Genomic DNA, 21,068 nt, shown 5'->3' with positions numbered 1-21,068 from the left:
TATGGACATTCGTCTGAGCAGGGACTGTGCCAAGCCGGTGTTCACATTGAAAACCAAGCGATTACAAGGCATTGTGATTCCAGTGCAAATTCGGAGCGCTCTATTGTACGCAAATAATCGTACATAAGATGTACATGTCGTATACATTCATTGTCAGAATATCGGAGCGTATCGGAATCACGGACAGGAATACCGGCAACGCGTCTGCGGCCCGACGCAGACCGCGTCCATGGCCGCCTCCCTTGAGGCCGTTGCCCGGCGTCAGGGAATTTTCTCGGGTACCCCTCGTGAAACAAGCCCCCTGGCGCCTCTTCCGTGCCTCGGCGTCGGTGGGAACAAACCGCCGCATACCCGCTCGCGTTGCATCGCAGACCGCTTCAGCCCCGTTCGGGAAAGGCTGTCAGCCACCACGAAAAAGGGGGCGCGGAGATCATGTTGGTCGAATCGCGGGTCTGCGGGCCTGCTTTGGAAACCGGGCCCCGATGTTGCTTGACAGACGGGAAAGCACGCGGTACAAACGGGTACGGACAGACCGACCGGTCTGTCCGTACCCGGAGTCGTTCGTGAAGGGGTTGCGCATGCGCCTGAAAGAACAGATCATTCACCAGTCTATGAGGCTCTTTTCTCTGCACGGTTTCCTCAACACGTCCATGCGCGACATTCTGGAGGCCGCAAACACGTCCAAGGGCGGTTTCTACAATCACTTCAAAAGCAAGGAGGACCTGCTTTTCGCCGTGCTGGGGGAAGCGCGAAGACTTTGGAAGGAACGGAGCCTGGCAGGCCTGGACCAGACCGGAAGCGCCGTCGAAAAGATCAGGAAGTTCCTCACCAACTACCGGGACAATTACCTCGGGGACAGGGACAGTATTCCCGGAGGCTGCATCTTCGTGGCGCTGGCCATGGAGTTGGCCGATCAGAAACCGCATCTGGCCCGGGAAGTGAGCGAAGGGATGTCGGGCCTGAAAAGGATGATTCTGCGTATATTGAAAGAGGGGATAGCATCGGGAGAAATCAGGGAAAATGTGAACGCGCAAGCTGCTGCCGAGCTGATTTTCTCGGGACTGTTGGGCGCCTCTCTCATTTACAGTGTGGACAAATCGATCGAGAACCTGGACCGATCCATCGGCATCTTCATCGACTATCTCGACGGGCTGTCCCCTTTGAATCCATCGGCAAGAACGCAAGGAACCGGTCCACCGAAGCATGAGAGGAGGAAATGACAATGGATTTCAGGTTTTCCGAACGGGAAGAGATGTTACGGAAATTCGTCAGAGAATTCGCCGAGAATGAAATTCCTCCCAAAATGGAGTCCATGGAAACCAACGGGAAGTTCCCGATCGAGCTTATGCCTTTCATGGCCCAGATCGGGATCACCGGGATCATCACGCCCACGCAATACGAAGGGGTGGGGCTGGGCTACGTCGCCCGCACCATTGTCCTGGAGGAGCTGGGCCGGGTCTGTGCCGCAGTTCCGATGGCCATGCAGGTTCATCATATGGCGTGCGCGGCGCTGGCCGATTTCGGCAACGAGACTCAGAAGAAGAAGTACCTGCCTCGTCTTGCGCGGGGCGACACAATGGGATGCGTGGCGGTCACGGAGCCGGGCGGCGGATCGGATGTGGCGGGCACGAAAACCACGGCCGACCTGAAGGGAGACAAGTACATCATCAACGGCCGCAAGTGCTTCATCACCAACACCCACACCTCGGACTTCTGGGTGGTGATCGCCCGGACCGGTGAAGGAGCGAAGGGCCTGAGCGCTTTCGTCGTCGACAAGAATGCGCCGGGAGCCAGGGTCGGCCGCGAGGAAAACAAGTTCGGCATGCGGGGAGCCAATACGGGAGAGCTCGTGTTCAACGACTGCGAGGTTCCGCGGGAAAACCTCCTCGGGCAGGAGGGGGGAGGAGTCGGCGTGGCCATGAAGACCGTCAGCGAGACGGGAAGGACGGGCATGGCCGCGGTGGCTTTGGGCATCCTCACCTGTGCGTACGAGGAGGCCGCCAAATTTGCCCAGGAACGCGTCCTGTACGGCAAGCCCATCGCCACGCTCCAGGCCATCCAGTTTTACATGGCCGAAATCTTCGCCCAGCTCGAGATCGCCCGGCTTCTGTGTTACAGGGCCAGTTGGATGAAGGACAACAACCTGCGCTTCGACACCGAATCCGCGCTGGCCAAGTGGTACACGTGCGAAGCGGCGGCGACGGCGGCCAAGCGGGCCGTCGAAATCCACGGCTCGTATGGAATCATGAAAGAATACACCGTGCAGCGTCTGTTGAGGGACGCCATGGTGACCATTCCGGCCGGGGGAACCGGCGAAATCGGCAAGCTGGTTCTCGGCCGCGCGGCGCTGGCCCCGTTCAAGAAATAGCGGCGCACGACGCCCGATCCGGTTTGCTTTTCCGGCCAGGGGCAAGGGAGAGGCCGAGCTTGAGCCCCTCCCCCGCCGGCCCCCGGCACCGAAGCTCTTTGATTCCACCAAGAAGGTGCTCGCATGAACAGGATCATCGTCTGCATCAAGCCCGTTCCCGATCCGAAGCATTGGCACAAGGTGTCGATGGATCCGGTTACGATGACGCTGAAGCGGGAGGCAATCCCCAACGTCATGAACCCTCTGGACAAGCACGCCCTCGAGGCCGCTCTGCGCATTCGCGAGACCAGGGGGGGCGAAGTGGTGCTTTTGTCCATGGCGCCCCCTTTTGCAGAGCGCATCCTCAAGGAGGGGCTGGCCATGGGCGCGGACAGGGCCGTCCTGATTTCGGACCGGGTGTTCGCGGGATCGGATTCCCTGGCGACTTCGCGAATCCTGGCCGCCGGCTGTCGCCGGATCGGGGAATACGACCTGGTGCTGCTCGGCAACTTTTCCATCGACGGTTCCACTGCCCAGGTGTGTTCCCAGTTGGCCGAATTCCTGGACCTCCCCAACGTGATGCATGTCGGCGAGCTGGACTGGGACGCCCGGGGGAACATGATCGTAACTCAAAGGATAGAAAACGGCCGAGTCAAGCTGCTGGCCGCTCCTCCCATAGTCCTTTCCGTTCGCAGGGAGCTCAACAAACCACGCTATGTTTCCTTTGCCGGGATTTTAGCGGCGGAGAAGAAGGACATTCAGGTTCTTTCGAACGAGGACCTGAGGCTGGAGCCGGCGACGGTGGGTTTTGCGGGCTCTCCCACGAAGATGGCCGGCCTGGAAGTGCGCCGGTCCGAGAGGGCGCGGGCCAGGATCGAAGGAACCCTGGAGGAGATGGTGCAGCAGCTGGCAGACCGGATTTTTCACTACTGCGTTGTTTGAACGGGAGTCGAGGTGATTTCATGAGCGTTGAAAAACAGGATGGAATCTGGATATTCGCGGAACAGCGGGACGGCGGGTTGCACACGGTCGGCCTCGAGCTCCTGAGCAAGGCGGCAGAACTGGCTGAGGGAGCCGGGGCATCGGTCACGGCGGTGCTCCTGGGCAGCGGCGTGGAAACCCTTGCGCAGGTGCTCGTCGATCATGGAGCGGACAGGGTGCTCGTGGCCGACGATCCCCTGCTGAAACACTATCGAGTCCTGCCTTACGCCTCGGTGCTCGAATCCATGGTGCGGGAGCGCGGGCCGTCCATCCTCCTGATGGGCGCCACCGCCATGGGAGTCGAGCTTGCGCCCCGGGTGGCGGCCAGGCTTCAAACCGGCCTGTCGGCCCACTGCATCGACCTCAAGCTGGACGGGGACGGACGTCTTCTCCAGGTGGTCCCCGGCTGGGAGGGAGGAGTGGTAGCCACCATCAAATGCCCCGACCACCTTCCCCAGATGGCCACCGTCATGCCGGGGATCATGCGTGCCCGACCCCCGGAGCACAGAAACGGGAGCATCACGCGCGTGGCGGTCGATCTCGCGGGCGTCAACCTCGGCCCGGAAGTCCTCGAGGTCAGCATGGAACCGCCGAAGGGGGTTCCCCTCGAAAAAGCGGAGGTGGTGGTCGCGGGGGGCTGGGGAATCGGCGGCAAAGAAGACTGGAAGATGATCGAGGAACTGGCCGAAGTCCTGAACGGCGCGGTCGGAGCCACCCGTCCCGCGGTCGATGAAGGCTGGGCGCATGAGGACTGCATGATCGGGCAAAGCGGCAAAACGGTGCGGCCCGCTCTTTACATAGGGATAGGCATTTCAGGCGTGATGCACCATATCGTGGGTATGGACCAGTCGAAGAACGTGATCGGCATCAACACGGACCCATCCGCCGAGATATTCGCCGTGTCCGACGTGATCGTCGTCGAGGACTATCGGAAGATCGTCCCGAAGCTGATCGAGGCAATCCGGGCACGGCGCAGCACGGGATACCGGGCGCTGGAATGCACGGACCCCGGTCTGAGCGCGACGTAGCCGCTCGCGGCGGCCTTGACCGCGGGAGCGGGCGCGCGTTCTCCCCCCGCGGCAGGCTCGAGGTCCCCCTTCGCTCGTGACGGCGCCGCCCCGAGTGCGGCCTGGTGTCAGTTCACCGGCCCCTTGACCAGGCGGATGTCATCGATCCATACGGTGCCGGTGCCGTTGACCACCAGGTTGAGCCTGACATTGTCGGGATTCTCACCCTTCTTGAAGAAAAACGGCGTCTCCTGCGCGGTCCACTCGTTGGTGCCCGTCAGCGGCGCCTGAAGCGCCCTGGAGAAAAATTCCCCCTTTCCCGGAAACCGGCACCACATTTCCAGGTAGACCTTACCGTCCACTTTCTCCGTGCGCAACTTGGCCCGGTAGATCAACTTCGCGTTCTCGATATCGATGTCGCCCGTTTCAAACAGCATCACCGTGGTCGGCTGCGTCGCCGTCACCTTCAGGCTGCCTTTCCCGTCTGCGGATATGCCTTTGTCGATCTCAACCCCCTTCCCGGTGATCACCCCGTCCAGGCTGTCGAGCGCATAGTGTTTGAGCTCGACCGTTTCCGCCGGGTTGGAGGAGCACGCGGACAAGAACACGCATGACAGCATCAGGCAAAAAATCAGTCTCGTTTTGATCCCCATTTCTCTCCCTCCGGATGGTTGCCGCTCTGCCCGGATGACTTCATCCCGCGAATCCTCGACCATGCCGCCTCGTGCGCCTTCCACTCTGCGGGAGAGGGCTCCGATCCGGGCCGGTCGCCAACATCGATGTCGAGTCCCGTGTTCCTGAAATGGAAAAGGTTGTCCGACTTTGAGGTTCACCGCCTCTTTTATTACAAAAGCGGGCTCGCCGCCAGAACAATAGAGAAGGCCGATGCGATAGCCCGCGGAAGGACGGGGAACCGTCCCGATGGGCTATGAAAAGCAGGAGGGATTGCAGATATCGGTATGCCGATCCCGCTTGCCTGGACCTTCCTCTCGATGGCCGCAAGCCGCGGGGATCGCAACGGAGGACAAAAAGGCGCCCGCCCCGAGCGTTTTGTGACAAAGCCCCATGAGCCGGAAACGCACGATTCTACCGGGGAATATTCCCGGAAGGTTCCCGCAGAAAGACTTCCAGGTTCAGAGGACACTCGTTGGGATCCAGAAATCGTCCGGATTCCCCGCACTTGATTCCACAGTCTCCGGCGCGCAGACAGCCTTCGAGGTAGGACGACCCCGAACCCGTCGAGCCGAGAGTTCCAACGCTGACCTTGACGAAGTCGTGTATTTTGGTGCAATAGAATTCCTGCATGGGTGTTCCTCGAACAATCCGGGCGATCCGTATACCGCGACAGAGACGACCGGTTTTCCCAAGGGTGCACGGCGTTCCCGAACAGGCGCCCCTTGCCTCGGGGGATCCCGAGCGACATGACCCGGTTGTCGCCGCCGAAAGCCGACGATCGCGTGGAGTACCGCAACCGCAAGAAGGAATGACTTGGTCGGAGCGATGCGGCCCCGGGGTCATCCTGCACCCCCGGAACGTTCCACTCCCTGATTCTGCGCAAATAATACGGCACCCTTTTCGTGCGCGAACTGGGGTCAATCGCGTATTTTCACCGCGCGAATCACGCATTCGGCGGCTACTGCGCAGTACCGCCTGCCGGCATCGACTCAAGCCGCCATCAAGACTCGACCTGAGGAGCCCACCCGGCGCTATGGCGTTTTTTTGCCGGGGGAAGGACTTCAGGAGCGGATCCTTACATATGGCTCCCCGTTCCTCCATTTTCCCTTCGCAAGCCCGGGGTCAACTGGTATAGACTTGGCGGTGTATTCCGGTTGCGGCCCGCGCGCGGTCCATTGGGCAGGTTTCGGCAGCCGTCCGCGAGTGCGCCTGCGTTGCGGGATGCGAGGTTTTTGCGACCCTCTTTGGGGAGATCACGAATGGGGCGTGTCGGCCTGCGTCGCTGTCTTAGGATTTTCACGGTGCTCCTGGCATTCGCGACGCTCGGGGTCTGCGGATGCGCGCCCGTATGCGGCCCCCGGGGCTCGGGGTGGCTTCAGGATGTCGCCGGGCACCCGCAGAAGGGCTGGTGGTCCGTTCGTTTCAAGATACAATGGCCTGAAGAGTGCGATGAGCCGCTGTGGCACGTCGATGCCCTGCTCGCCGACCGTGTGGTTGCCCCCGTTCTGAATCGCCGTCGAAGCGACGTCGTTCTGTGGCGCTTTCACCGCAGGGCGTCGCGGGATGACGCCGGACATCAGTTCAGTTTTGCCTTCTATGCGACGCGGAAAACCGCCGACAGGATTTATGACGCCATCCGGAACAATCGGCTGCTCAAGGCGCTGGAGGCTTCGGGCACGATCGTCGCGGTCAAGATCGACGACACCAGGATCGTCGCCAAACCCGATCCGTGCGATACCAGTGACGCCCGCTGGCCCTTTTCCATCAAGAAATCGTGGCCGTATTTCATAATGGGCGCCAGCGAAATGTGGCTCGACCTCATTTCTCAGGCCGCCCGGCGCTGCTCCGCAAAGGACGAACCATCCTCGCCGGAATCGGCCCTGGAATACTACCGCCGGGTGAACGAGCGCGTTGAAGAGCTATGGCGGCAGGAAGGCGGTCATGCCCTTCTCCATCACCTGAACGCTCTCTTCGGCTATGCGCCGTTGAAGATCGGGAACAGGGGACTGATGCGATTCTGAAAGGAAACGGCGGGGAAGCCGTGCCGGAGCGGACGAGCCTGCGAGCGCGCGCGGCACCGTCGAATCGGCGCGGCGGCGTCCCAACCCGAACGGCGTCGGGGGCACGTGTTTTTTCAATTGCCCGCATTCTCCTGCCGATATACATTCAACGCGATCCCAAGCGACCGGCACGGGAAAGGATTTGGCCTTCGGCCCACCCGGCCGTGATTCCACCGTCCACGGGCTCGACGATTGCGGAAGGCTTCGATTGTGCGTATCCTGGCGATCGGAACGAGGTGATGCAACCTACCGAAAAGGAGAGGAAGATGAAATCCATTTTTTGCGCCGCACTGGTGTTCGCATTGGTCGCACCATTCTTACCCACCGTCGCTTTTGCCGACATGCAGGATGATGTCAATCAAGCCGTCACCATTTTCCAGCGCTTCCAGGACATCCCCGAGCAGTCCGTGCCCAGGTCGGTTCTCAAGGATGCCAGGGGCATCGCCATACTGACGGTCTTGAAAGCCGGTTTCATCTTCAGCGGCCGTGGTGGTCATGGCGTGGTGGTGGCGCGGACCCGGAAGGGATGGAGCGGACCGTCGGCAATCGGCACGGGCGGCGCAGGATTCGGCCTGCAGATTGGAGCGCAGGTGACCGAGTTCGTGATGATCCTCAATACGGCTGAGGCGGTGAATGCGTTCTCCAGGGAAGGCAACATACAGCTGGGCACCGATCTGAGCGTCGCGGCCGGCCCCGTGGGCCGCACCGCCGCGGTGGGGATAACTCCGATGGCCGCGGTGTACACCTACAGCCGAAGCCAGGGGATTTTCGCCGGGATCTCCCTCGAGGGTACCGTGGTCGTCACCAGGAAGGATGCCAACGCGGCCTACTACGGCAGGTCGGTCGTCGCCGGCGATATTCTGGCCGGAAAGATCAAACCTCCCGCGGGAGCGAGGCGGCTCGTGCAGGTTCTCTCGAGATATTAGGCGCTGAATTTCGTCCGTTCCGACAGGCCCTTAACCGTCCACGCATCCCTTCGTACAATCGTGGACTTGCCGTCCCGGCCCCCCTGAAGTCTCGGCCCGCGCACAGAGACGCGCGAGGCCGGACGTTCGTCCTTTGCGGCGATTGTCCCGCACCGTGCGGGGCAATCGCCCCGGCGCCCCCCCGGATCGGGTTGCGACCAAGGGTGTGGGAGGCCCGGTTCCCCCGCGTTTTTATAAAGCATTTTTTTGCACCCTTTTTGAATGCCCTGCGCGGCATGGTTTCAGGCCATGCCCGGGCCGTACCCGCGCCTTGCCCCGGAACGATCGCCGCCGTCCCCTCCGCCTTCACCGGGCATGTTTCCCGTGTCGTTCCTTGTCATGCGGCCGCGAACCAACACGCCGGACAATTCCTTTCCCCGTCGAAAGCCCCTGCACCGTTCAACCGCGATGGCCCGTGCGAGCGGCATTTTCCCTCGCGGTCCCGAAGCAGGCATCCCGTGCAGGCCGGCAAAGGGGCAAAAATAGTCCTTGCATTTTTTGAGACAATCGTTTAATTCAAACGAACGTTTGATCTTGTACGGGAAGGAAACCCCATGTCCGTGATGCCCGAGAAATTGACCACGAAAGAACGGATCATCGAAGTCGCCGAGCACCTCTTCGCCGAAAAGGGGCTCGATGGGACGTCCATGCGCGACATTACCGATGGAGCCCGCGTCAACCTCGCTTCCGTGAATTACCATTTCGGGTCCAAGGATGGGTTGATTGCCGCGGTGTTCGACCGGCACCTCACGCCGCTCAATGAAGCCAGGCTGGCCATGCTCGACGCGGTCGAAGACGCGGCCGGCGATCACCCGCCCCCACTTGAAAAAGTCCTGGAAGCCTTCGTCCGTCCCGCGGTGGTCCGCACATCGGCTCCATGCCGGGAAGGCAACCCTTTTCTTCGCCTCATGGGCCGATGCCTCAGTGAACCTCCGGCATATGCCGAAAAGCACGTCTACCCCCATTTCAGTAATGTTGTGAGGCGGTTCCATTCCGCAGTGGCAAGGGCGGTTCCCGAATTGACCGGGGAAAAGGTTTTCTGGAGGCTGGCCTTTCTGGCCGGAGCGCTCCATTATTCTCTCCACGCGTGGAGCATGAACAACTTGCCGCTAAAGCCCGACAAACCGCTGGATACGGAGGAACTCGTCGAGCAGTTGATCGGCTTCGGCGCCGCGGGCATCCGTTGCGGGGCCGCGGGGCAGGTCATGGGAAGACCGGCGAGAACTGATGCTTGTAATAGAGGGCTGTCGGATCGATAATGCGTTTTTTCGAAAAAAGGAGCCGTGCGGAACGCAGTCCCGCGGATCGGGGTGCTGTGTCGACCGTATGCTTTGAGCCCCATCGGATATTCCGGAGGTCATGGATGCAGATGAACAAGACCGTTGGCGAATCGCTCAAACTGATCGTGTTTTTGATGATTCTTTCGGGAGGCCTTTTGACCGGCGGCTGCGGCCGCGGGAAGTCATCCGCTCCACCGCCCGCGGTGCCGGAAGTGTCCGTGGTGGCGGTTCAACCGGAGCAGGTGGTGCTCACCGTCGAGTTGCCGGGGCGCACGGCCCCCCACCTTGTCGCGGAGATCCGGCCCCAGGTCAATGGGATCATTCAGAAGCGCCTGTTCAAGGAGGGTTCCGACGTCAAGGCCGGCCAGGTGCTCTACCAGATCGATCCCGCTTCTTTCCAGGCCGCGCTCGACAATGCAAAGGCATCTCTGGCCAGGGCGGAGGCGAATCGACCGGCAATCAGGTTGAGGGTCGAGCGCTACAAGGAGTTGCTCGCCGACAAGGCGGTGAGCCGGCAGGACCACGATGACGCGGTCGCCTCCCTGAAACAGGCCGATGCGGAAGTCGAGCTCTGGAAGGCGGCGGTGGAATCCGCCCGGATCAATCTTGGGTACACGCGCGTCATGGCACCCATCTCCGGGCGAATCGGCAGATCCAACGTGACCGACGGGGCCCTGGTCACGGCACACCAGGCCACACCCCTGGCAACCATTCAACAGTTGGACCCCATCTTCGTGGATGTTCCGCAGTCGACGACCGAATTGCTGCGGCTGAGGCGCCGATGGGAAGACGGCCGCCTGAACCCGAACGGGACGAACCAGAAGAAGGTGAAACTCCTGCTGGAAGACGGTACGCCCTATCCTCCGGAAGGGACACTCCAGTTTCGCGAGGTCACGGTGGACCCGACCACCGGGTCCGTCATTTTGCGGGCCGTCTTTCCGAACCCCGAAGGAGTTCTCCTCCCGGGCATGTATGTTCGCGCGGTCGTGCAGGAGGGCATCCACGAGCAGGCTATCCTGATACCCCAGCAGACGGTGATGCGCGATCCCAAAGGGAACCCTTCCGTCATGATCGTGGATGCCGAAGGAAAGGTCCAGCAGCGGCCGCTCACGCTCGAGCGCGCCATCGGCGACAAGTGGCTCGTTTCGGCGGGACTGGCCTCGGGCGAACGTGTGATCGTCGAAGGGATCCAGAAGGTCCGGCCCGGTGCTTCCGTGAAAGTTGTGTCCGCCGAAGGCGATGGTCAGCAGGGTGTCGCCGTCCGCGGGAACGCATCACAACCCGCCGTGAAACTGAACTGAGGGAGGTGCGCGATGCTGTCGAGGTTCTTCCTGGATCGCCCGGTTTTTGCCTGGGTCATCGCCATCATCATGATGGTGGCGGGCGGTCTTGCAATCTACAATCTGCCGATAGCGCAGTATCCCCCCATCGCTCCGCCGTCCATCGCGGTCGATTCCTTCTATCCGGGGGCCTCGGCGGAAACTGTTGAAAACAGCGTCACGCAGATCATCGAGCAAAAGATGACCGGCCTCGACAAAATGCTGTACCTGAAATCCAGCAGCGATTCGTCGGGCGCCTCGCGTATCGAGCTGACCTTTGTCCCGGGGACCGACCCGGATCTTGCGTGGGCGCAAGTCCAAAACAAGCTGCAGCTCGCCATGGCCAGTCTTCCCGAAGTGATCCAGCAACAGGGCGTCAAGGTCAGCAAGTCGACCCGGAACTGGTTGATTCTCGTCGGCCTGATTTCCGAAGACGGCAGCATGGATGGAAACGACTTGAGGGACTACGCCAAGTCCAACCTCGAGAAGGTGCTGGCGCGGGTCCCGGGGGTCGGCGAGGTTGAGGCCTTCGGAACAGAGTACGCCATGAGGGTCTGGATCGACCCGGACAAGCTGACCAACTATCACCTGACCATAGAAGACGTCATCTCGGCGCTTCGGGCCTATAACGTCGAGGTTTCGGCCGGCCAGTTCGGCGGGGCGCCCGCGGTACAGGGCCAGCGCATGAACGCGTCCATCATCGTGCAGAGCCTGCTCAGGGCCCCTGAGGAGTTCGCCGCAATCCCCGTCCGGCTGAACCCGGACGGGTCCGCGGTGCGGATCAGGGATGTGGCGCGCACCGAGCTGGGAACCGAGACCTATGACGTCGTGGCGTTTCATAACGGAAGGCCGGCAGCCGGCCTGGCCATTCGTCAGTCCGCCGGGGCCAACGCCCTCGCCACCGCGGATGCCATCAAGGCAAAAATGGAGGAAATGAGCCGGTATTTCCCACCCGGCATGAAGGTCGTCTATCCGTACGACACCACTCCATTCGTCAGAGTGGCCATCGAGGAGGTGGTCAAGACCCTTTTCGAAGCGATCCTTCTGGTTTTCCTGGTCATGTACCTGTTCATGGGAAACATCCGGGCCACCCTTATCCCGACCATCGCCGTGCCTGTGGTGATCCTGGGGACCTTCGCCGTGCTGGGCCTGTTCGGATTCTCCATCAACATGCTCACCATGTTCGCCATGGTACTGGCGATAGGATTGCTGGTGGACGATGCCATCGTCGTGGTGGAAAACGTGGAACGGATCATGAGCGAGGAAGGGCTTCCCCCAAAGGAGGCCACGCGCAAGTCCATGGACCAGATCACCAGCGCTCTCATCGGAATCGGGCTGGTGCTTTCGGCCGTGTTCGGCCCTATGGCCTTTTTCGGCGGTTCCACGGGGGTCATCTACCGCCAGTTTTCGGTGACCATCATTGCCTCGATGCTCCTGTCCGTTCTCGTGGCCTTGATCCTCACCCCCGTACTGTGCGCTTCGCTCCTCCGGCCCGTGCCGAAAGGACACCAGCCTTCGGACCACGCGATCTTCTTCCTGCGCCCGTTTTTCCGGCTCTTTGACGCCGCCTTTTACCGCGCCAGGGATCTGTACATAAGAGCGGTAGGCCACGCACTTGCCAAGAAATTTCGATACCTTCTGGCCTTTCTGTTGATCGTGGCGGCGCTGGGGGTTCTGTTCCAGCGAATGCCCACCGCCTACCTGCCCGATGAGGACCAGGGGACCATGTACGTCCAGGCGATGCTTCCCGCGAATTCGACACTGGAGCAGACTCAGGAGGTCATGGCTGGAGTCAGGGAACATTTCCTGGTGAATGAGAAAGATGCGATCGAGACGGTCATGACCGTCTCGGGCATCGGTTTTGCCGGCAGGGGACAGAACCTGGCCCTGGCGTTCGTCCGGCTCAGGGACTGGGAGCTCCGCGACCGGCCCGACTTGAAGGTCGGCGCCGTGGCTGGCCGGGCCATGAGGGAATTCAGGAAGATCCGCAACGCCATCGTGGTGGCTTTCCCCCCGCCGGCCGTGGTCGAGCTGGGCACTGCCAAGGGTTTCGACTTCCAGTTGCTGGACCGCGGCGGGCTGGGGCACGAGGCGCTGATGCAGGCGCGCAACCAGCTCCTCGGCATGGCTGCCCGAGATTCCAGGCTGGCCTCCGTTCGGCCGAACGGGATGGAAGACGTGCCCGAGTATCGGATCGATGTGGATTGGAACAAGGCGGGCGCCCTCGGCGTGCCGATCACATCCATTCACAGGACCGTTTCCACGGCTTTCGGCAGTTCGTACGTGAACGACTTCATCCAGTCTGGACGGGTCAAGCGGGTTTACGTCCAGGCGGACGCCCCCCACCGCATGCTTCCGCAACACCTGGAAAATCTGTACGTGCGCAACACGTCGGGAAAGATGGTTCCTTTCACTTCTTTCGGTTCCGGGCACTGGACTTCCGGTTCCCCGAAGCTGGAGCGCTACAACGGTTTTCCGTCTATCAACATATGGGGTGAAGCTGCGCCGGGACTGAGCTCCGGCGAGGCGATGCAGGCAATGGAGGAAATCGTCGCCAAGCTGCCCCGGGGGACAGGCTTCGACTGGACGGGGCTTTCCTACCAGGAACGGATGGCCGGCGCCCAGGCGCCGATTCTCTACGCATTCTCCGTCCTCGTGATATTCCTTTGCCTGGCCGCCCTTTACGAAAGCTGGCCGATCCCGTTTTCGATCCTGCTGGTGCTCCCCCTCGGGGCCATCGGCGGGGTGATCGGTTCGAGTCTGCAAGGCCTGCCCAACGACGTCTATTTCAAGATCGGGCTGCTCACTACCCTGGGTTTGACGACCAAGAACGCCATCCTCATCGTACAGTTCGCCAAGGCCCAGGTGGAAGAGGGAGTGGGGCTGATCGAGGCCACCCTCGAGGGGTCCAGGCTCCGGCTCCGCCCGATCATCATGACCTCGCTGGCATTCGGCTTCGGCGTCCTGCCTCTCGCGCTTGCCTCCGGGGCCGGAGCAGGGGCTCAAAGGGCCATCGGGATCGGCGTGCTGGGCGGCGTGGTCACCGCCACCTTCCTCGTGACCCTGTTCGCGCCGCTTTTCTATGTTTTGATCTACAGAACATTCGGCAAAGAGAGGAAACGTGAAACGGCCGCAAGCGCTCTTGCGATTCCATCAGGGGATCACTGATATGAATGGAAGCCTGCTTGTTCTACTGAGTCTGATCGTCGCGTTCCTGAGCGGCTGCACTATGGCTCCGAAATACTCGAGGCCCGAAGCCCCGGTTCCCGCCACCTGGCCGAGCGGGCCCGCCTACGAGGACAGTCAGGCCGTTCCCGGCGCGCCCGAAGCGAGCGCGATCGGATGGCGGGATTTCTTTTCCGACGAGCGGCTTCATAAGATCATCGAGACGGCTCTGCACAACAACCTCAACCTGCGCCTCGCCGCCTTGAACGTCGAGATGGCCCGCGCGATCTACGGCATCCGCCGCGTCGAGCTGCTGCCGACCCTCGACGGCAGCGCCTCTTACGTCAAGTCACGGGTGCCGGCCGATCTCTCGGGTAAAGATCATGCCGTTACGGCCGACGCGTACGACGTCAATCTCGGCATCGCCGCCTGGGAGATCGATTTCTTCGGTCGCCTTCGCAGCCTGAAAGACAAGGCCCTGGAGGAATACCTCGCCACCGAGCAGGCTCGCCGCAGCGTGCAAATCTCGCTCATATCCGATATCGCCCGCATCTACCTGCTGCTCGGCGCGGACCGGGAACGCCTCGACCTGGCCCGCTCCACCGTCGAGACTCAGCAGACCGTCTACGAACTGGTTCGAAGGCGGCACGAAGTGGGACTCGCGCCCGAACTGGATGTTCGTCAGGCCCAGACGCGCGTGGAAGCGGCCCGTGTGGATGAGGCCCGCTACACGAGACTGGTTGCCGAAGGCGAGAATGCCCTGAACCTGCTGGCGGGCTCCCCGGTGGCGAGCGAGTTGCTGCCTGCGGACCTGAGCAGCATTGGCTCCAACTTGGAGATCTCCCCCGGTATTTCCTCCGAGGTGCTCTTGCGCCGCCCCGACATCCTCCAGGCGGAAAGCATGCTCAAGGCCGCCAATGCCAACATCGGCGCCGCCCGTGCGGCATTCTTCCCCCGCATCTCCCTGACGACCGCCTTCGGGACTGCCAGCGGCGAACTGGCCGGACTGTTCAAAGCCGGTTCGAGTGCCTGGACTTTTGCCCCTCAGATCGTGATGCCGATCTTTGACGCCCGCACGTGGTGGGCGCTGAAAGCAACGAAGGTGGACCGGGAAATCGCCGTCACTGAATATCAGAAAACGATCCAGACGGCCTTCAGGGAAGTGGCCGACGCCCTCGCCCTGTTCGGCACCGTGGATGACCAGTTGACGGCGCAGCAGTCCCTGGTGGACGCCAGCGCCGCAACATACCGTCTTTCCAACGCCCGCTACATGAAGGGGATAGACAATTTCCTGGGCGTCCTCGATTCGCAGCGCTCTCTCTACGAGGCGCAGCAGGCGCTGATCGGCACCCGCCTGGTGCGGCTCACCAACCAGGTGAGGCTTTATGCCGTGCTGGGCGGGGGAAGCGACTAGGCCGCGCCGCGCGGCCGGCCGGGCGAGACACGCCCCTCGCCGGTCGCTCACGGGCAGGTCCATCCAGCTCATGAGCCGAAACGAAGCCGAGGGTTCCTCGCCCGCCTCCGCCGGCTTTTTCGGGCCGCCGCCCACTCCCTCCGCCGCCCGTTCATGCATTTTCCCATTTTTTCCGTATTATTGATTGTCGTGCCGACCCGACAATCGCCGGATTGTTCGTTTGATATTGAGGGGCGTTCAACATTACACGACGCCTGCCCGGCGGGAGGTGACGCGGGCGGTCCGCACAGTGCGATCCGGGGACTGACTCCGAACGTGGAGCGGTCTTTGCGCAGCGACCTCTCGACGCGCAAAGACCGGATCGCCCGCTGTCCGGACGAAACAGGGGACTGTGCGTGATCCTCAAATTTCGACATGGAGCGAATATGAGAAAACCTGGACTGTCTTTCGTTATTTGCGCCCTTGTCCCGGTGCTGACCTGGTTCTGCGCGACCGCGCCGGCTGCCGTCGCCGCCGTCGGAAACCCAGTCCTCAAGTGGAAACACGGCGGCTGCTATTCCTCGTGGTGCGAAACGGGCTGGTATTCCTCCCCCGCGGTCGCTGACCTCGACGGCGACGGGAAAATGGAGGTGCTGGGCGCAGCTTACAGTCTTTTCGTCCTCAACGGCGAGGACGGCTCACAGAAGTTCAGCGTGACCGCCGGTTCCGGAGGCCGCGTATGGCCGGGCGTGGTGGTCGCGGACATCGACCGGGACGGCAAGCCCGAGATCGTCCTCGCCCAGGGCGGCGGCTACGTCACGGTGCTCGACCACGCGGGCAAGACCGTCTGGTCGCGGCAGCCCACGACCAGCGAACTGCGCGGCTTGAGCGCCTACGACCTGGACCGCGACGGATTTCTCGAAATCGTCGTGACCGGAGCAGTCGGCAGCAAGACCAACACGTGGGTGTACAACCACAATGGCCGCCTCCTCGACGGATGGCCTCAACTCGCGAACGACAACGGTTATGCCTGGGGCGTTTATAACAGCAATGCCGCGGTCTACGATTTGGACAAGGACGGGCAGGGCGAGATCGTCGTCCCGTCCGATGTGCACTACATTTGCGCCTACAATGCAAATGGTTCCCACATTCCTGCCAACAACACCATGTACGAGGGCAAGAGATGGGGACAGGTGGGGGTCTGGGAAAGCCTGGGCGTTGAAAAGCGCGGCTGGGGAACGTGCGAGCAGGGAGACCCGCGTTCCGAGCGCCACCGCCCCAATTTCGCCCACGGCGCCGCGACCATTGCGGACGTCAACGGGGATTCGAACCTCGAAGTCGTGGTGGCCGGCAACGTCTACGATTGCGCGACGGAAAATTACGACAGCAGGTACAACGGGATCTATATTTTCAACCGCGACCGCACCCGGTTCAACCGGGACGGTTTCGACTGGCGCAAGGTCCCATTGGATACGGGTGCGCCCTTGAGCGAGGATTATGAGGTGATTGAGAATTGTCAGCCGAACCCGGTCGTGGTCGACCTGGACGGCGACGGCAGGAAGGAGATCGTCTATTCCTCATACGACGGTCGGGTGCACGCATTCTGGCTCGACAAGAAAGAGCACGGAAACTGGCCTTTCTCCGTTTACGATTCAGGCGAGGGCATCATGCGCTTCGCTTCCGAGCCGGTTGTGGCCGACCTGGACAACGACGGTTGCGCGGAAGTCATCTTCACTTCATGGGTGGAAAAGAGCGCTCACCGGACCGGCAAACTCCACATTCTCGATTGCATGGGCAACCCCGTGCGTCAGGTCAGCCTGCCCGCCGCCTACGGAAGCCCGGACTGGAACGGGGCACTGGCGGCACCAACCCTGGCGAACATCGACGATGACCAGGCCCTGGAAGTGGTGATCAATACCGCTCATTCCGGGCTGGTCGCCTACGATCTCCCCGGGACGGCCAATGCCCGGATTCTCTGGGGCACGGGGCGAGGAAATTATCAACGCACCGGCACGGCCGATCCATCCCCTCTGCCCATCGTAACCGTCACCGCCACCAAGACCCAGGTGCCGGAATCCGGGGCAAGCGGCACGGCATTCCGCATCAGGAGGACGGGCGGCTCAGCTTCCGCGATCACCGTGAAATACACCCTGAGCGGCACCGCTCGAAACGGCATCGATTACGCGAAACTGTCGGGAACCCGGACACTTCCCGCCGGCGTCTCTTCGGCGCTGGTCAAGCTCACACCCGTCGACGACTCAAGAGACGAAAAAAACGAACGAGTCATCATGAGGATCTCGCCCGATTCATCCTACATCGTCCGCACCCCCGCAACCGCCGAGATCATCATCGTGGACAACGATTGACCCACCTTAAGCCCCTTCCGGCGCGCAGGCATGCAAAGTCTCCGCCCCGGACACTCCTCCGGTACCGCCCGCGGGCAGGCCGCGCCCGGCTGCCTCGCCGCCCTCCGGAGGAGTGTCGGGCTCTTCATTTCCCGCCGAACCGGCGAGGCGGGGCTCATCACCCCTGGTACATTCCGCCGACGACGTCGGCCATCTCGCAAGCGATTCCACGTTCCTCGAGCAACCGGACGATCTCCCCGGTTCGCGCCGGACTTTCCACAACGACTTCACTGCCCCAGGGTTCCTCGATGATTGAAAACCCTTCATCGTTCAGTGACCGGAGCGCGTCATCGAGCCGATCCACCAGGAGCCCCATCACCGAATAGTCCACCATGTAGAAGACGGGCAGCGGCCGGTCGACGGGACAAAATCCCCTTGAGCCGCAGCCTGCGTTGCGGCCGTTCCCCGCCTGTCCAGCCAGTATGGGCATTCTTCCCATATCGTTATCCTCCTTCGAGTTGTCCGGAACGACACAGACTCCAACACCAATCAGCAATAGATTATCATTTAAGAATTGTTCTGAGAGGACGCAAGCACATGGGCATTCCGAAAAGCCGGGAAAGGGTGGGAACCGATACGAAACAGGGATGATCGGAGTGGAGAGGGGGAAGGCGTATGAACAGGATGGCTCACAAAAGCGCATCCGGCCTTCACGGACAGTGTCGGCCGGGCCTGCAGGCCCTGGGAATGCCCGTGCGTCATCGGGGCATCCCCCGGTCATGGGTCTCCTCAGTCCGTCACCCTTTTTGCGGGTTTGACATCGAGGATGCGCTCGACCTCGGATTCCATGCCGGGCTTCACGACCCAACCGATGAAGTGATCGCCCTCGAGAAGCTCATCGTTCTCGGAACTGTCCACCTCTTCCATGCAATGCTCGATCTTGTGCCAGGTGACCCGGTCGACACGGGCACTGAGCGTATATCCGTCGATCGTCAGCCGATTGCCTCGGGAGTGGACTTTGACGAGGCAAATATTCTCCAGGTTGTCGCGGTCCCTGAGATCCTCCCTCAAGGCCAGCATTTTTCCCCAGTCGTCCCGGGCCACGTCGATCAGTTCGCCGGAGGCGTTGACTCCTTCCACGAATCCCCGTTCGGTTCTGCTGACCCGCCAGCCGGTGCACAGCACACGTTTTTCGTTCTTCTCCCCCGCTGGAACGATATGGGCGAAAACCTGGTGCACGGAATGTTCGTCCCGCTCTAGGGTGAAGCGCACCCTGGTTCCCATTCCGGTAGTCATTTCGAATTCCATCGGCCTGCCTCGCAATTGTTGTTGGGCCCTTCGGGTGCGTCCGTCGCGGTCCTTTCGGCCATTTCGCCCGGCGGTGGTCTTCCCGGCTCCGCGGGGGCGTCGCCCCCCCCGGGATATCCCTACGCCCGGGTCTCTTGCGTCGCAGCGGGACGAATCGGGGCGAAACCGGACAGGCCCGGGCTTGCGCCGCGTGTCAATTCATTCTTTTCCCATATAGATATTTATCTCACGGAACACCAGCAATTTCGACAAAGCGAACGGGAGCGTGTGCAGGGATGTCCTTCTTTGTCGGTGCGGAAAGTCCAGGCAGGTGTCGAGCATCGTCTTGACGGCGGTGATGGTTCAACTGGAAGGATGAGGGGCAATACCTCGCGAAAAGCCCGAAAAAGGCGGAACCCTTATTGGCGGACGGCTATGATTCCTTGTCCCCCGGCGAGCTGTCTTCGACCAGGGCATAACCGGCCTTGCGGAAAGTCTGCAGGAGTCTGGGCTTGTTCGGACGTTCCAGTTTCTCGCGCAGCCGGCAGATGTGAACTTCCACGACATTCGTGGCGGGCACGAAGTTATAGCCCCAGACGTTCTCGAGAATCTCCGCGCGCGTGACCACCCTTCCCTTGTTGCGCATCAGGTATTCGAGCAGGGCGAATTCCTGGGGCAGCAGCCGGAACTCCTCGTCACCGCGGAAAACGCGGCGGCTGACCAGGTCCAGCCACAGGTCGCCGGCCTTGAGCTGCACCGTCTCCTGGTTCACCTTGCTTCGACGGATGAGGCTCCAGACCCTCGCGAGAAGCTCGGCCAGTTCAAAGGGCTTGGTGAGGTAGTCGTCTCCCCCGAGCTCCAGGCCGCTCACCCGGTCGCTCACACTGCCCTTTGCGCTCAGGATCAGCACGGGCGTCAGGATCCCGCGATTGCGAAGCTTCTGAAGGATCTCCAGACCGTCCATTACGGGAAGGATGACGTCGATGATGATGGCGTCGTAGCTTTCCTTGAGCGCGAGTTCAAATCCTTGCGGGCCGTTCCAGGCCACATCGATCTTGAAGCCGGCCTCGGTCAACGCCCGTTCAAGGAAATCCGTGATCTGTCTGTCGTCTTCAACCACCAAAACACGCATGGAAATCGTTCCGCTCGGAAAGATTTGTACAATGAAAACATCGAACCGTCCGAATGCAAATACCGCCCGCCCCGTATTCCATCCCCGTGGCATGCATCACAGGCAAAGTCGCACCGCAACATGTCTTCTGATTGGTCTTCAAGGTACCAAACGGCAGAATGTGTCTTTTTCATTAATAAAATAAAATTAAAATAGTTTTAGGTTTCCTCATCCGCCTGCCCGCGGGCGCGGTGTTTGTATGCACTCGTTCAGCGCGGCAGGTGAGCAGCCGACGGCGCGACGCGAATTCCGGAGGGCTTATCGCTCCGCTCCCGATGTCCCCAGCGGGCTCGCAAACCGTGCCTTCCGGGTCGGTTTCGTTTCCCGTTTGGCCCCCCGCGCTCCGGCAGTGCCGCGTTCCATGCGGACCACCGAAAGAAACACGGTGAGCCTTTCCCGGTCCCACCGGCAGGTCACGCTTTGCATGTCGATAGCGCGCAAGAAGCGCCCGGGCTCTCCCCACACCCGATTGCGCAGGCGACGACCGGCCGCGTTCGATTCATCGCAGTCCTTTACGGCAAATCGGTTGCGATGTCGACACAATTGACAATCATTTTCTAGAACGTTAGCTTATCAATAAGTAATCCATGTCGCATTTTACGGAGGCTTTGAGATCGATGCTGGGTGATGGAATACAGAGCTTTCCCAGAATAACGGGGTCCAAGCGGCTTTGTAAACAGCATTGAACGGCATGGAATGGAAGACGTAGGCAGCGTTGTAAATCGCGACGCCGGGAGGAATAGCCATGAGAATGTTGCTAGTGGCTGTGGCATTGATGGCCGTGGTCGGCTTGGCGGTATACACGGGCGCAGGGGTAATGGCGTTTCAGAGCGGCCAGGCGCTGTCCCCGGAAGGAAACATCAGCAAATGCGAACAGGTATTCAAGAACCTGGACTCCGGAGGCAAAGGATACCTGACTTACAACGACTTTCGCGCCGGTGACGGTCTGGGCAAGCACAAGGGATATGGTCAGATCGGCGGCACTCACAGCGCGTTCATGTCCGCCGACACGAAAGGGGACGGCCATCTGACGATGGGCGAATTCTGCGCATGGAAAAATAGATCGTAACACT

17 protein-coding genes are annotated in these 21,068 nt (G+C 61.2%); 12 read left to right on the top strand and 5 right to left on the bottom strand.

The window, feature by feature from the left end; genetic code table 11:
* Positions 1–578: 578 nt before the first annotated feature.
* The 4 genes from SFUM_RS23410 to SFUM_RS19055 all read left to right on the top strand — a co-directional run bounded on the left by SFUM_RS23410 (position 579) and on the right by SFUM_RS19055 (position 4,356).
* The gene (locus SFUM_RS23410) at positions 579–1,220 is read left to right on the top strand and encodes a TetR/AcrR family transcriptional regulator (RefSeq protein WP_011700484.1); all 642 of its coding nucleotides are present in this window, start codon (positions 579–581) and stop codon (positions 1,218–1,220) included.
* Positions 1,221–1,222: 2 nt separating this feature from the next.
* Positions 1,223–2,368 carry an acyl-CoA dehydrogenase family protein gene (locus tag SFUM_RS19065; RefSeq protein ID WP_041441030.1) on the top strand — a complete coding sequence of 382 codons (1,146 nt, stop codon included), beginning with the start codon at positions 1,223–1,225 and terminating at the stop codon, positions 2,366–2,368.
* Between the two features lie 123 nt (positions 2,369–2,491).
* Positions 2,492–3,289: an electron transfer flavoprotein subunit beta/FixA family protein gene (locus SFUM_RS19060; protein WP_011700482.1), complete on the top strand. Its 798-nt coding sequence runs from the start codon at positions 2,492–2,494 to the stop codon at positions 3,287–3,289.
* A gap of 20 nt (positions 3,290–3,309) precedes the next feature.
* Entirely contained in the window at positions 3,310–4,356 is a 1,047-nt protein-coding gene (locus tag SFUM_RS19055) for an electron transfer flavoprotein subunit alpha/FixB family protein (RefSeq protein WP_011700481.1), read from the top strand.
* A gap of 107 nt (positions 4,357–4,463) precedes the next feature.
* Here the strand turns inward: SFUM_RS19055 and SFUM_RS19050 are convergent, their stop codons facing one another.
* The gene (locus SFUM_RS19050; protein WP_244148083.1) at positions 4,464–4,988 is read right to left on the bottom strand and encodes a hypothetical protein; all 525 of its coding nucleotides are present in this window, start codon (positions 4,986–4,988) and stop codon (positions 4,464–4,466) included.
* A 433-nt stretch (positions 4,989–5,421) separates the two neighbouring features.
* Positions 5,422–5,640, bottom strand: a complete 219-nt coding sequence (locus SFUM_RS19045) for a hypothetical protein (RefSeq protein ID WP_041441029.1) — start codon at positions 5,638–5,640, stop codon at positions 5,422–5,424.
* 629 nt (positions 5,641–6,269) lie between these two features.
* Between SFUM_RS19045 and SFUM_RS19040 the strand changes: the two genes are divergently transcribed.
* The 7 genes from SFUM_RS19040 (at position 6,270) to SFUM_RS19005 (ending at position 17,558) form a co-directional block, all read left to right on the top strand.
* Complete coding sequence (locus SFUM_RS19040) at positions 6,270–7,031, top strand: hypothetical protein (protein WP_011700478.1); 762 nt, start codon at positions 6,270–6,272, stop codon at positions 7,029–7,031.
* Positions 7,032–7,336: 305 nt separating this feature from the next.
* Complete coding sequence (locus SFUM_RS19035) at positions 7,337–7,996, top strand: YSC84-related protein (RefSeq protein WP_011700477.1); 660 nt, start codon at positions 7,337–7,339, stop codon at positions 7,994–7,996.
* A 593-nt stretch (positions 7,997–8,589) separates the two neighbouring features.
* The gene (locus SFUM_RS19025) at positions 8,590–9,294 is read left to right on the top strand and encodes a TetR/AcrR family transcriptional regulator (protein ID WP_011700476.1); all 705 of its coding nucleotides are present in this window, start codon (positions 8,590–8,592) and stop codon (positions 9,292–9,294) included.
* A 104-nt stretch (positions 9,295–9,398) separates the two neighbouring features.
* Entirely contained in the window at positions 9,399–10,616 is a 1,218-nt protein-coding gene (locus SFUM_RS19020) for an efflux RND transporter periplasmic adaptor subunit (RefSeq protein WP_011700475.1), read from the top strand.
* 12 nt (positions 10,617–10,628) lie between these two features.
* On the top strand, positions 10,629–13,802 hold the full coding sequence (locus SFUM_RS19015) for an efflux RND transporter permease subunit (RefSeq protein WP_011700474.1): 3,174 nt from the start codon (positions 10,629–10,631) through the stop codon (positions 13,800–13,802).
* A gap of 1 nt (position 13,803) precedes the next feature.
* Positions 13,804–15,213 carry an efflux transporter outer membrane subunit gene (locus SFUM_RS19010; RefSeq protein ID WP_011700473.1) on the top strand — a complete coding sequence of 470 codons (1,410 nt, stop codon included), beginning with the start codon at positions 13,804–13,806 and terminating at the stop codon, positions 15,211–15,213.
* A gap of 425 nt (positions 15,214–15,638) precedes the next feature.
* Positions 15,639–17,558 carry an FG-GAP-like repeat-containing protein gene (locus SFUM_RS19005; protein WP_011700472.1) on the top strand — a complete coding sequence of 640 codons (1,920 nt, stop codon included), beginning with the start codon at positions 15,639–15,641 and terminating at the stop codon, positions 17,556–17,558.
* A gap of 157 nt (positions 17,559–17,715) precedes the next feature.
* On the opposite strand, the gene SFUM_RS19000 is transcribed toward SFUM_RS19005, so the two are convergent.
* The 3 genes from SFUM_RS19000 to SFUM_RS18990 form a co-directional block, all read right to left on the bottom strand.
* Positions 17,716–18,036 carry a hypothetical protein gene (locus SFUM_RS19000; RefSeq protein WP_041441023.1) on the bottom strand — a complete coding sequence of 107 codons (321 nt, stop codon included), beginning with the start codon at positions 18,034–18,036 and terminating at the stop codon, positions 17,716–17,718.
* Between the two features lie 290 nt (positions 18,037–18,326).
* Entirely contained in the window at positions 18,327–18,833 is a 507-nt protein-coding gene (locus SFUM_RS18995) for a hypothetical protein (protein WP_150109567.1), read from the bottom strand.
* A 424-nt stretch (positions 18,834–19,257) separates the two neighbouring features.
* Entirely contained in the window at positions 19,258–19,956 is a 699-nt protein-coding gene (locus SFUM_RS18990) for a response regulator transcription factor (RefSeq protein WP_041441021.1), read from the bottom strand.
* Between the two features lie 784 nt (positions 19,957–20,740).
* On the opposite strand from SFUM_RS18990, the gene SFUM_RS18985 reads away from it, so the two are divergent.
* A complete protein-coding gene (locus SFUM_RS18985; protein WP_011700467.1) occupies positions 20,741–21,064 on the top strand; it encodes an EF-hand domain-containing protein in 324 nt (107 codons plus the stop codon).
* The last annotated feature ends 4 nt before the right edge of the window (positions 21,065–21,068 follow it).

This window comes from Syntrophobacter fumaroxidans MPOB, assembly GCF_000014965.1.
Lineage (GTDB): Bacteria > Desulfobacterota > Syntrophobacteria > Syntrophobacterales > Syntrophobacteraceae > Syntrophobacter > Syntrophobacter fumaroxidans.
This window is presented reverse-complemented; position numbering and strand designations above follow the sequence as displayed.

Bases quoted from the DNA above. Each gene is read 5' to 3' on its own strand.
- SFUM_RS19055 (WP_011700481.1), top strand. From the start codon at position 3,310: ATGAGCGTTGAAAAACAGGATGGAATCTGGATATTCGCGGAACAGCGG.
- SFUM_RS19000 (WP_041441023.1), bottom strand. From the start codon at position 18,036: ATGGGAAGAATGCCCATACTGGCTGGACAGGCGGGGAACGGCCGCAAC.
- SFUM_RS18995 (WP_150109567.1), bottom strand. From the start codon at position 18,833: ATGACTACCGGAATGGGAACCAGGGTGCGCTTCACCCTAGAGCGGGAC.
- SFUM_RS19065 (WP_041441030.1), top strand. From the start codon at position 1,223: ATGGATTTCAGGTTTTCCGAACGGGAAGAGATGTTACGGAAATTCGTC.
- SFUM_RS23410 (WP_011700484.1), top strand. From the start codon at position 579: ATGCGCCTGAAAGAACAGATCATTCACCAGTCTATGAGGCTCTTTTCT.
- SFUM_RS18990 (WP_041441021.1), bottom strand. From the start codon at position 19,956: ATGCGTGTTTTGGTGGTTGAAGACGACAGACAGATCACGGATTTCCTT.
- SFUM_RS19025 (WP_011700476.1), top strand. From the start codon at position 8,590: ATGTCCGTGATGCCCGAGAAATTGACCACGAAAGAACGGATCATCGAA.
- SFUM_RS19005 (WP_011700472.1), top strand. From the start codon at position 15,639: ATGAGAAAACCTGGACTGTCTTTCGTTATTTGCGCCCTTGTCCCGGTG.
- SFUM_RS19035 (WP_011700477.1), top strand. From the start codon at position 7,337: ATGAAATCCATTTTTTGCGCCGCACTGGTGTTCGCATTGGTCGCACCA.
- SFUM_RS19020 (WP_011700475.1), top strand. From the start codon at position 9,399: ATGCAGATGAACAAGACCGTTGGCGAATCGCTCAAACTGATCGTGTTT.
- SFUM_RS18985 (WP_011700467.1), top strand. From the start codon at position 20,741: ATGAGAATGTTGCTAGTGGCTGTGGCATTGATGGCCGTGGTCGGCTTG.
- SFUM_RS19015 (WP_011700474.1), top strand. From the start codon at position 10,629: ATGCTGTCGAGGTTCTTCCTGGATCGCCCGGTTTTTGCCTGGGTCATC.
- SFUM_RS19060 (WP_011700482.1), top strand. From the start codon at position 2,492: ATGAACAGGATCATCGTCTGCATCAAGCCCGTTCCCGATCCGAAGCAT.
- SFUM_RS19010 (WP_011700473.1), top strand. From the start codon at position 13,804: ATGAATGGAAGCCTGCTTGTTCTACTGAGTCTGATCGTCGCGTTCCTG.
- SFUM_RS19045 (WP_041441029.1), bottom strand. From the start codon at position 5,640: ATGCAGGAATTCTATTGCACCAAAATACACGACTTCGTCAAGGTCAGC.
- SFUM_RS19050 (WP_244148083.1), bottom strand. From the start codon at position 4,988: ATGGGGATCAAAACGAGACTGATTTTTTGCCTGATGCTGTCATGCGTG.
- SFUM_RS19040 (WP_011700478.1), top strand. From the start codon at position 6,270: ATGGGGCGTGTCGGCCTGCGTCGCTGTCTTAGGATTTTCACGGTGCTC.